The sequence below is a fragment of the Acidobacteriota bacterium genome (genome assembly GCA_040756905.1).
Lineage (GTDB): Bacteria > Acidobacteriota > Aminicenantia > JBFLYD01 > JBFLYD01 > JBFLYD01.
Map to the genome: position 1 here is coordinate 23354 of JBFLYD010000040.1, position 8576 is coordinate 31929.

The 8576-nt window shown below is 34.3% G+C and carries 18 protein-coding genes; all 18 read right to left on the bottom strand.

What is annotated here, in order from left to right:
• Positions 1-5 precede the first annotated feature (5 nt).
• Positions 6-371, bottom strand: a complete 366-nt coding sequence (locus tag AB1410_06450) for a GRAM domain-containing protein (GenBank protein ID MEW6456334.1) — start codon at positions 369-371, stop codon at positions 6-8.
• Positions 372-378: 7 nt separating this feature from the next.
• Positions 379-639, bottom strand: coding sequence for a gas vesicle protein (locus AB1410_06455; protein MEW6456335.1), 261 nt, complete (start codon positions 637-639; stop codon positions 379-381).
• A 13-nt stretch (positions 640-652) separates the two neighbouring features.
• Positions 653-1417: a GvpL/GvpF family gas vesicle protein gene (locus tag AB1410_06460; GenBank protein MEW6456336.1), complete on the bottom strand. Its 765-nt coding sequence runs from the start codon at positions 1415-1417 to the stop codon at positions 653-655.
• Between the two features lies 1 nt (position 1418).
• On the bottom strand, positions 1419-1742 hold the full coding sequence (locus AB1410_06465; protein MEW6456337.1) for a gas vesicle protein K: 324 nt from the start codon (positions 1740-1742) through the stop codon (positions 1419-1421).
• A gap of 27 nt (positions 1743-1769) precedes the next feature.
• Positions 1770-2162, bottom strand: coding sequence for a hypothetical protein (locus AB1410_06470; protein MEW6456338.1), 393 nt, complete (start codon positions 2160-2162; stop codon positions 1770-1772).
• A gap of 100 nt (positions 2163-2262) precedes the next feature.
• Complete coding sequence (locus AB1410_06475) at positions 2263-2613, bottom strand: gas vesicle protein (GenBank protein MEW6456339.1); 351 nt, start codon at positions 2611-2613, stop codon at positions 2263-2265.
• Between the two features lie 28 nt (positions 2614-2641).
• Complete coding sequence (gene gvpO / locus AB1410_06480; protein MEW6456340.1) at positions 2642-2905, bottom strand: gas vesicle protein GvpO; 264 nt, start codon at positions 2903-2905, stop codon at positions 2642-2644.
• Positions 2906-2920: 15 nt separating this feature from the next.
• Positions 2921-3160 carry a gas vesicle protein GvpG gene (locus AB1410_06485; protein ID MEW6456341.1) on the bottom strand — a complete coding sequence of 80 codons (240 nt, stop codon included), beginning with the start codon at positions 3158-3160 and terminating at the stop codon, positions 2921-2923.
• A gap of 1 nt (position 3161) precedes the next feature.
• Positions 3162-3917 (bottom strand): GvpL/GvpF family gas vesicle protein, encoded by a 756-nt coding sequence (locus tag AB1410_06490; GenBank protein ID MEW6456342.1) that lies wholly within the window; start codon positions 3915-3917, stop codon positions 3162-3164.
• A complete protein-coding gene (locus AB1410_06495; protein ID MEW6456343.1) occupies positions 3914-4942 on the bottom strand; it encodes a GvpL/GvpF family gas vesicle protein in 1029 nt (342 codons plus the stop codon). Before AB1410_06495 ends, AB1410_06490 begins: the two co-directional genes overlap by 4 nt.
• 2 nt (positions 4943-4944) lie before the next feature.
• Positions 4945-5115: a hypothetical protein gene (locus tag AB1410_06500; protein ID MEW6456344.1), complete on the bottom strand. Its 171-nt coding sequence runs from the start codon at positions 5113-5115 to the stop codon at positions 4945-4947.
• A 119-nt stretch (positions 5116-5234) separates the two neighbouring features.
• Positions 5235-6146 carry a gas vesicle protein GvpN gene (gene gvpN, locus AB1410_06505; GenBank protein MEW6456345.1) on the bottom strand — a complete coding sequence of 304 codons (912 nt, stop codon included), beginning with the start codon at positions 6144-6146 and terminating at the stop codon, positions 5235-5237.
• Between the two features lie 42 nt (positions 6147-6188).
• Positions 6189-6536: a hypothetical protein gene (locus tag AB1410_06510; GenBank protein MEW6456346.1), complete on the bottom strand. Its 348-nt coding sequence runs from the start codon at positions 6534-6536 to the stop codon at positions 6189-6191.
• Positions 6537-6592: 56 nt separating this feature from the next.
• A complete protein-coding gene (locus AB1410_06515) occupies positions 6593-7186 on the bottom strand; it encodes a hypothetical protein (protein ID MEW6456347.1) in 594 nt (197 codons plus the stop codon).
• Positions 7187-7316: 130 nt separating this feature from the next.
• The gene (gene gvpA, locus AB1410_06520) at positions 7317-7526 is read right to left on the bottom strand and encodes a gas vesicle structural protein GvpA (GenBank protein MEW6456348.1); all 210 of its coding nucleotides are present in this window, start codon (positions 7524-7526) and stop codon (positions 7317-7319) included.
• A gap of 37 nt (positions 7527-7563) precedes the next feature.
• Positions 7564-7743 carry a hypothetical protein gene (locus AB1410_06525; protein ID MEW6456349.1) on the bottom strand — a complete coding sequence of 60 codons (180 nt, stop codon included), beginning with the start codon at positions 7741-7743 and terminating at the stop codon, positions 7564-7566.
• Positions 7744-7745: 2 nt separating this feature from the next.
• Positions 7746-8132, bottom strand: a complete 387-nt coding sequence (locus AB1410_06530; GenBank protein ID MEW6456350.1) for a response regulator — start codon at positions 8130-8132, stop codon at positions 7746-7748.
• A 191-nt stretch (positions 8133-8323) separates the two neighbouring features.
• On the bottom strand, positions 8324-8527 hold the full coding sequence (locus AB1410_06535; protein ID MEW6456351.1) for a helix-turn-helix domain-containing protein: 204 nt from the start codon (positions 8525-8527) through the stop codon (positions 8324-8326).
• Positions 8528-8576: the final 49 nt, after the last annotated feature.

Below are 8576 nucleotides of genomic sequence, written 5' to 3' on the forward strand. Positions count from 1 at the left end.
AATTCTTAAGCCTCTGCTTCTATTAAATCTTTCCAATAAGCAGGGTTTTTTATTCCGATATAAACAAATTTAGTTTTGGTATCACCCCAAGAGATACGAAGTTGCTCAATCTTTTTTCCGAGGATCCATCTTCTTTCTACTATGTTTATATCTTTTATTTGAGACATAGGAATATTGAATATTATTTTTCGACCTTGAGCAAAAAAAACTCGTTTATTGGTAAGGTATAGATTACCCAATCTCCAGGAAGAAAATTGAGAATTTCCCATATCATACGATGCTGTATAATGCTCTATTATTTTTTCATTTTCTTCTAAAGGAAATTCAGGCAATTTTCTCAGCTTATCTAAACTACTCCTTATTGTATTCATCTTTCTTTTAAATATTTATAACTTCCTGTGCTTCTTTTTGGAGTTTTCTGTGTTTTGTTTCCCAGGCTCTGCTCTTCTCATCCCAGGCCTGCATTACACCATATTTAAGCATGGTTTCCATCCCTGCTAATGCTGCTCTTAAGCTGATTCCAATCAAAGGTATACCGGCAACAGAAATTATTATGTCTGCATTAATTACCAATCCCTTCTCTAAAATCCTGTCCAATAAATCTACCAGAGTAGCTCGAGAATTCCGAATAGGCTCCATTAAATTTTGATTCCTATACAAAACTATATGGTGGCCATGGGCCGGTAAAACGAACAAAGAACCCTTCCGTATTGTTAATTTTCTCTAATTCATCACCCAGTACTTTACTCTTATCCTTAGGAAGTAAACAGGAAAGGTTCATTAACATCTGTTTTCCCTCTTCAGACTTTTTGATCTTTTCCACTTTGGTTTCATCTGCATATCTTTTAATCCGCTCGTAGAAGTCTCTAAAATACCTCTCTGCCTCTGCCTCAACCTCTCCCTTTAACAGATTCTCAAGTTTCTGTTTATACATATAAGCTAAGCCTTTAGATTTGGATTTTATTTCCTCATTTAATTTCTTAATTTCTGGGTTATTTTCTATTATTTTCTCTACAATCACCATGAAATCCCAGAAAACTTGAACTCCATATTCGGCTCTATCTCTAACCTTAGCAAATTTTTGTTTTAGATTTTTATAATCATCCCTTATCCAATTCTTCATATTCTCTTCTGGTTCGATTCCTTCTTCGCCTTTAATTATGGTGTCAAAACCCAAGGGTAAGACAGTGCCAAATCTTTCCCACGCAATATCAATGACCTTCTGGTGAGCCATTACCCATTTTTTTACCACTTCATTGTCTTCTGATTTATAGGGCTCTGAAGGACATTTATGAACTATAGCGCATAAATCTTCACAAGGAATAGTATAAACCTCACTGTTATCTATTCCGATATTGCCAAGGGTTATCTTATCATTTCCCTCGGCTATACAATAAAGATATAAGCCCCTCTCCATTTTAAATTTCCATCTTCTCTGCTTCTTTTCTCCATCCTTCAGGGTTTACCATTTTTTCTAATACATCATCCACAATACTATCCAATCCATCTCTTACTGATTTAACTGATTCAGTGATACCCTGCTCCTTTTTTACCTCCTCAATTGCCACATCTAACTCCATAAGAGCCTCACCAAGCCTCTCCATCTCTTCCTCGGATAACCTCCCTCCCTCCATACGCTTTATTGCCTGAAGATTGAGAGCATCTTTGATTATCTCTACTAAAGCAATAACCAAACCTAAAATGCCGTGTTTAAGATTGCCTTCCTCTATATTGATTGGCATCTTCGCTCCAGGCACAAGTTACTTTTTTTAGTAGGTAATATTAATTTTTTTAAATTTTGAATACTCTTTTTTCCCAGAACCTCTACTGATTTTTGTGTTTGTCCTTACATCTAAATTTTTGGTTTTGCAGTGAATTTCCGCCTTAACCAAGGCCTGTCTTATCCTTTGAGTATCCTTTGCTTTTTCCTTAACCCTTATTATATTCATTCTTGATTTTTTTAGAGCCAGATTCTGCTTTGTTTTTCTCTCCTCTTCCTTACGAGCTATTTCAGAGATTTCTTCATCTTTTAATATCGGTCCAAAGTCCTCCTCCAATTCAGCTTTCAGTTGCTCCTCTATCCTTGATGTTATAGAAGGTATCTTCTGAGTTCTCACGACATCCAGACTACTTTTTATATTTCTGTTTGTTTTAATGTCCATAGTTCACTTCTCCCTACTTGGTTTATATCTACAAATAAAATAACCTTTTTTCTAAAATTTCTCAGTAATCACTTTTTTGTTCATAGAGCTTCTCTATCTTTTAGGCAAGTGGTTTTGTCTTTGTCTTAGCACTATGCCAGCCACACCAGGGACATCCATCAGTCAAAAGTTCTTCTCGAGGCACCATCTTATCACACTGGGGACATGTATCTTTTTCTACAATGGCTTTCTTCCAGGCATCCGTCTCAACATTTGTTCCAGAGGGAAATTCCAAGCCATATCTGGCAGCAGTTTCAAATGAGGCAAGAGCTGCCCTTATCTTGATACCAAGAAGCTCAACTCCAGCTAAAGATATGGCTATATCTGCATTAATTACCAAGCCTTTATCCAGGATTCGGTCTATTACATCTACTAATGACCCTGAACTATCCTTTGTGGCTTCCAAAGTCATTTAAAATAGTCTCCTTTTTAATCTCTTTTTACTTTTCTTCTGATGTCTCAATTCTCTTACGCATTCTTTTTCGTTCAAACCCAAAGAGATTTCCATTATCGTCTACAATAGCCTCATAGATTGCCAGAATATCCATCTGGTCAGGAATTGATTTTTTTTCAATCATTTCTACAATTATACGCCAGCCTTTTTCATCTTTGATAGCTCCTACTGTAGAAGAAAGCTTTAATCCTGTTAGTTTATTTAATTCCTTACGAGTCTTCTCAATTAATTCTCCTATAGAATTTACCATTTAACTTCACCTCCTTTATCGCTTTCCTTCTTTATATTTTCTAATAGCTTCCAATCTTTCTAAAAGTTTTCTTTCCTGCTCATTGTATTCTTCTCCGGAAATAAGACCAGCTTCAAGGTCCATCTGGATACTTATAAGATTTTCTTGCACTTTAGAGTCATCAAGGTATTCAGCTTCTGCTTGCTTTTTTATCTTATCAGCCATCCATACCAACCCCTTTACAGGGGTAAGCAAAATATCATCGATTATAAACATCTTAATCGTTATATATGACAATATTAACAAAATTATAAGGTGGAACTGGTCCCACATAATTAAACTTTATTCTCTGACCATATTTTTTATCAAAATTGTCCATTAATGTATCAAACTCCTTTTCTCTCGCTCTATCTATTAAAAAAGCAGCATTTAAAATCATGTTATCTCCATAAACCTTGACATTTTTAGCATTGTATGCTGATTTCCTTAAGACATTGAATATCTCTTTTGCCTCCTTCTCTTTTTTGTTCTCCAGGGCAGTCTGCACCATCTTTCCAATCTCTATTCTATCCATATAACTTACTTCAATTGATTCTTTAGAAATTTTCTCTTTAAATCGTTTTATTTCTTTATTCTCTTCAACGATTTCGTTAAAAATAATATTCATATCTTTCCACCATGCTTTAACTCCTAATTCAATTTTATTATCCATATCTCGGAGAAGATTTTTAAACTCTAAATATCTCTTATCAAGAAGGTTTCTTATTTCATCGGCATTGGAGGCAATAGTACAGAATCTTACCGGCAAAACAGTGTAATCTTTCATAACTTCCTCAATAACCTTTTGGTGAGCAAGTAGATTCTCCCGACTTACCATATACTTCTCCATTGGTGAGTTGCTGATTACCATCGCTAAGTTTTTATAGGATATAGTAGTTACTTCATCGCCTCTGCCACCAATGCCAATAGAGCCAAAATTCCTATCCTCCTTGTTCTGAATTATACAGTAAATATATTTGCCTTCCTTTATCATTTTCTTGGGTCCATGAGGTCTTTTATTATCCTGACTGAGATAAAATCCCCTGCCTTTTCCTTTTCAAATGAGTGTTTGCTTCCATGACAATAAAGACTGAGAAGTTTATAAGCATTGTTCAGCTCAGCAAATCTGGATCGGGTCTCGGGATTATGGAGATTCTTATCAGGATGATATTTAAATGCTAATTTACGATAGGCTTTCTTCATTTCTAATTGTGTAACTTTATTGCTTAATCCTAATGTATTCATTGCTTTATTTAATGCTTCAAATTCAACTTTTTTTATTTCCACTGTGCTAAAACTATATGGAGGAAGAGGGCCTATGCAACGGAAATTTAATCTTCCACCAAATTTTTGATCCACTTCCTTTATTCTTTGATCAAATTCTCTCTCTTTATTCTTATCCAATAAGAAAGCACAATTTAAAATCATACTATCATCCATAATAACTTCGTGACGTCGAAATTCTATAGCTTCACTTTTTAAAAAATTTAATATTTGTGAGTTACACTCATTCTTTTGCCTGTCTAAGACTTTCTTTACCATCGCTCCTACCTTTATCATATCTTCTAAAGTTCCTTTAGAAGACTTTGATAAAACCTCTTCCTTGAATTTCTTGATTTCAGATATCTCACCTATCTCCTTCAAAATTGAGTCTAAATCATCAAAGCTAACTACTATATCAAGTTCTATTTTTCCATTTATATATCGCAAAGTATCTTTAAATTCTCTGTATCCCTTCCTCAATACCTCTTGAACATCTTCATTACCTGAGACTGTAGTCCCAAATTTGACAGGAATGATAGTATAGTTTTTCATTATATTTTCAATAACAAATTGATGTCTCATAAGAAATTTAATCAATGTATCCTTCATCAAGGAAGAGTAATTTACATTTAGGGAATCACTTACACAGGCAGCGATATCTTTATGAGAAATTGTGTAGACCTCCTCATCTGCAGTAATACCTATAGATCCAAAGTATTTTTCTTCGTTAGTCTCTATAATGCCATAAATATACATTTTTATCTGGCAGTTTTTCTCCGTGTAATTAAAACACTCTTTTTTTTGCTTGCTCCTACAATCTTAAGCTCGACTAATTGCCCTTCTCTTAGTTCTGCTTCTTTTCGAATGTTATCTGGGATAGCAATTTTTCCATCCTTATCCACTTTTGAAAATGTTCTCATTAAAGTCATTTTCTCACCTCCTATTTTTTGCTTGGTTCTTTTTGCTCCTCGCCTTTCTAATACCCAAAAATCTCAATTCCTGCATCTTCCTTCACAAAGGAAGATTATTTACTAACTATTAATATTTTTTAACAGTATTTATCTATCAGTTCCCTTACTAATTTTTTTACCCTTTCCTGATTGGTTTTTGAGCCTACACGGCTGGTCTCCGAGGCTAAAATATCCTGACAGACTTCCCTGAAAATCTGATTATCTTTTTTAATAGTTCCATTAAGCACTCTTAGGCTTTTAGCAATCATTATACATCCACGAATAGTTGGATAAAATTCACACTCACCTGAATCTCTTAAAGACCTTACGATATCTACTATTTTTTCTGCCTCTTTACTGCTCAAGCCCGATTTTGCTTTAGTTATGGCAATCTCTGTTTTTCTATCATAGTGATCAAGGTCAATGGTTACCATTCTATCTCTTAAGGCATCCTGGCTACGATGTACTCCAGCATATTCCTCAGGATTAGAAGTAAAAATGGCAGTAAAATCTGGATCGACTTTCAAATAAGGCCCCTCTTCTCGACCAGCCGGTAAATCCATCATTTTCTCTTGTAAGATGGAAAGTAAAATATTATTTGCTTCAGGACGAGAACGTGTAAACTCATCATAGATGAGAGTAAGTCCATATCTACAGGCAACTGTTAAACGATTATCCACCCACCTTTTCATCATATCTTCCTCTACCTTGAGTACACGGGAAACAAAGCGATCTACTATTTTTTTAAATCTATAACCATATTCTCCTCCTATTAAGTCAGAAGTAGTAAACTCTTCATCACCATGAATCATTACAACTGGTCTTCCAATTTTACTTGCAAGATGCATGGCTAAAGTAGTTTTTCCAGTGCCTGAAGGTCCCCTGAAATGAATTGGAAAGCCAGCTTTAATATAAGCAAGCGCACGATTGGTAATTTTCCTTACCATCTCAGTCTCTACAAAATCTGGCAAGGGCTTGGGTTCTATTACTGTGGTCATCTCTTCTATCATTTATAACTTACCTCCTTAATAAAAATTTTTATTTTTTTCTGCTTAATAGAAGCGAATTTCTTTGTGTTTCTGAACAACTATACCTTTGCCCTTACATATGAGACAAGGTAGTTTACTCTCTTGAGCACGGCCACTGCCTCTGCAATCAAAACATTCATTATTTATTCCCTCATCAATTGTAACTAATCCTTTGCCTCCACATACTGTACAGGTAATGCGAACACCATAAGGATGGATACCTGTGCCCTGGCAATATGCGCATTTTAATACAGGTTCAAAAACTGTAACTTTACCTTTCCCCCCGCATACCTGACACTTTGCAAGAGAGGATAAAAGTTCGAAAGGATCCACGCCTTTACCTTTACAATAAGCACACTCAAATTCTTTCATTTTGTAACTCCATTCTGCTCAAGCCTAACTTCAAAACAAGGGGTAAGGATTTTGTTTTATTTTTTCTTTATTTTTTTCTTTGGCTTAGGTGATGGGACTTCCTTCTTTAAAGAAAATGCTTCTATCTTTTCCTCAGCTATTTCTTCTTCTAATTCTCGCTTGGGTGATACGATCTTCTTTTCTACAGGGGTTATTTCTATTTTTGGTGCACTACCCCTTTTTTCTGCCATTTTGACATTCATATCGTGCCATATAGTAGCAACCTTTTCTTGCTCTTCTTTGAAGTTCTCCAATAAATTACTGATCTTTTTCTGAATATCCTTATAACTGGACTGAATGTCACTAAACATCCTCGCAAATTCTCTCTTTCTCTCAGTCTCACCTTTAGATAAGTTATCTCTTAAGATATCAGCCATCTCTTTATGTTTTATCTGGAAGTCTTTCAACATATTAGTTACTTCGCTTTTCCTCTGCTTCTGATAAGATTGAATATGGGTTAGCATATTATCAAATTCTTTTTTCCTCTCAGATTCACTCTTGGCTAAAAAATTTCTTACATTCTTCTTTCTATTCTCTTTTTCTTTCATTCTTGCATCATATAAAGCAATAATGTCTTTGCTCAAATTTCTTATTTCCTCTAATCTTGCCATTTTTTTACCTCCTCTTTAGTTTAAATTAAACTCTTTAGATTAACTTAGAGAAGGATACTTGGCGATGTATGCTCTTTTTTTCGAGGATACATTGGCAAGTATCGTCCTCTTTTAAGCCTGGTCCGCAATCTTAAGCAGCTGCGGTTGTGGTTAAACCAATTGCCTCAGCATACTTGAGGTAGGTCTCAACCGAAGCAATAACAACCCTTGCTTCAAGAGCTAACAACTCAATACCAACCAGAGAAACCCTTACCCAGGCATCGATGACTATACCCTTGTCAAGGATTCTATCAACCACTTCAACCAGGCTTGAGGATGCAATAGCCTTTTCTACTGCCATCTTCATTCACCTCCTTTCTTTTAAATTTTTTAATACTTTATAATATAATTTTATATTTCCCATCATGCCCCTTAACAATTTCTACTTCATGACCTAATATCTTCTTAATTTTCTCTCGAACAAATTCCATATCTAAAATGCCTTCATCTAAAGCATTGAGCAATTCCTGGATTCGATAATCTGATTTGATTTTTTCATCCTCTTCATTTAGTTTCATTTTTATCTTTTCTCCCCATTTTTAAAAGCTTTCATTACAATTGCAGATAACCTTTTCTCACTAAATGGCTTATCCATGAATTCTAATACTCCTGCCCCTTTTGCCCTCTTTTTAATGGTTTTGTTTCCATATGCAGATATCATTATGACTTTAACAGGGTTTAACATGTTCTTTGCTTTTTCAAGGACTTCCATTCCACTTATATCAGGAAGTCTCAAATCCAGTATAATTAAATCAATATTTTCTTTTTTTAATATCTTTAAAGATGTTCTACCATTTTTTGCAAATAATATTTTATATCCCTGTTTTTTCAAAATATCACCTATCGTTTCTCTCCAATCTTTATCATCATCGACAATTAATATTTTTTCAATTTCTTTTCTATTCACTTTAATCCAATTAACATTTAAATTTTAAGCAAGAAACGTGCCACTCTAAATTCTTTTTAAAATTTATTTTTATTTTTCTTGATATTTATTTATTGAGGCACGGGAAATTAAATTAAAAAATGGAAAAGAATTTTAGAGAAAAAAGAACAAATTTGTAGAGTTTATCTTACATATTTTGTAAATCATAATTTTCACTTTTGCCATAAGTTAAATTTCTTTATTTTTGAATAGAGAGTCATCCGATCTATTTTAAGCATTTTTGCTGCTTTTGTTTTATTATTTTTTGATTTAAAAAGCGCTTTTTTAATTATTTCTGCTTTGTATATTCCGATCCAAAGTGGCCATCGATTCCGATTCAAACCGGCCACTGATTCTGATTGAAAGTGGCCACCCATTCCGATTTATTCCGGCCACTTTTTCGATGAAATCAGAATTTGAAAAAGT

Excerpts from the sequence above, each read along its gene's own strand:
- gvpA (MEW6456348.1), bottom strand. The coding sequence starts at position 7,526 with ATGGCAGTAGAAAAGGCTATTGCATCCTCAAGCCTGGTTGAAGTGGTT.
- AB1410_06465 (MEW6456337.1), bottom strand. The coding sequence starts at position 1,742 with ATGCCAATCAATATAGAGGAAGGCAATCTTAAACACGGCATTTTAGGT.
- AB1410_06455 (MEW6456335.1), bottom strand. The coding sequence starts at position 639 with ATGGAGCCTATTCGGAATTCTCGAGCTACTCTGGTAGATTTATTGGAC.
- AB1410_06510 (MEW6456346.1), bottom strand. The coding sequence starts at position 6,536 with ATGAAAGAATTTGAGTGTGCTTATTGTAAAGGTAAAGGCGTGGATCCT.
- AB1410_06515 (MEW6456347.1), bottom strand. The coding sequence starts at position 7,186 with ATGGCAAGATTAGAGGAAATAAGAAATTTGAGCAAAGACATTATTGCT.
- AB1410_06450 (MEW6456334.1), bottom strand. The coding sequence starts at position 371 with ATGAATACAATAAGGAGTAGTTTAGATAAGCTGAGAAAATTGCCTGAA.
- AB1410_06475 (MEW6456339.1), bottom strand. The coding sequence starts at position 2,613 with ATGACTTTGGAAGCCACAAAGGATAGTTCAGGGTCATTAGTAGATGTA.
- AB1410_06460 (MEW6456336.1), bottom strand. The coding sequence starts at position 1,417 with ATGGAGAGGGGCTTATATCTTTATTGTATAGCCGAGGGAAATGATAAG.
- AB1410_06495 (MEW6456343.1), bottom strand. The coding sequence starts at position 4,942 with ATGTATATTTATGGCATTATAGAGACTAACGAAGAAAAATACTTTGGA.
- gvpO (MEW6456340.1), bottom strand. The coding sequence starts at position 2,905 with ATGGTAAATTCTATAGGAGAATTAATTGAGAAGACTCGTAAGGAATTA.
- AB1410_06500 (MEW6456344.1), bottom strand. The coding sequence starts at position 5,115 with ATGACTTTAATGAGAACATTTTCAAAAGTGGATAAGGATGGAAAAATT.
- AB1410_06470 (MEW6456338.1), bottom strand. The coding sequence starts at position 2,162 with ATGGACATTAAAACAAACAGAAATATAAAAAGTAGTCTGGATGTCGTG.
- AB1410_06535 (MEW6456351.1), bottom strand. The coding sequence starts at position 8,527 with ATGGGTGGCCACTTTCAATCAGAATCAGTGGCCGGTTTGAATCGGAAT.
- AB1410_06525 (MEW6456349.1), bottom strand. The coding sequence starts at position 7,743 with ATGAAACTAAATGAAGAGGATGAAAAAATCAAATCAGATTATCGAATC.
- AB1410_06490 (MEW6456342.1), bottom strand. The coding sequence starts at position 3,917 with ATGATAAAGGAAGGCAAATATATTTACTGTATAATTCAGAACAAGGAG.
- AB1410_06485 (MEW6456341.1), bottom strand. The coding sequence starts at position 3,160 with ATGTTTATAATCGATGATATTTTGCTTACCCCTGTAAAGGGGTTGGTA.
- gvpN (MEW6456345.1), bottom strand. The coding sequence starts at position 6,146 with ATGATAGAAGAGATGACCACAGTAATAGAACCCAAGCCCTTGCCAGAT.